Genomic DNA, 259 nt, shown 5'->3' with positions numbered 1-259 from the left:
CAGGGTCAGGGTGGTGGCGGCCGGCAGCCAGGCCACCAGGACCGCGCCGGCCAGGCCGCCGAGCAACTGGGCGGCGAAGCTGGCGGCGATCAGGGTCTGGGCTTGGCTGGGGTCCAGTCCGAGGGCTTCGCCATAGGGTTCCAGATAGGCCCAGAGCGCGCCGATGGCGGCCAGCTGGCAACCGACGAAGGCCAGCAGCAGGGCCTGGGGCAGTCGCCATCTATGGCGGACCGGCGCGCTGCCAGGGACGTCCACTGCC

1 pseudogene is annotated in these 259 nt (G+C 73.0%); it reads right to left on the bottom strand.

Features of this window, described 5'->3' with window-relative positions:
• Positions 1-259, bottom strand: a pseudogene (locus tag FS767_RS23010) (hypothetical protein); the annotation flags it as partial.

The sequence above is a fragment of the Pseudomonas sp. DE0010 genome (assembly GCF_007680745.1).
Taxonomy (GTDB): domain Bacteria; phylum Pseudomonadota; class Gammaproteobacteria; order Pseudomonadales; family Pseudomonadaceae; genus Aquipseudomonas; species Aquipseudomonas parafulva_B.
Note: the sequence above shows the minus strand (reverse complement) of the source record. Positions and strands in the feature narration are given on the sequence as shown.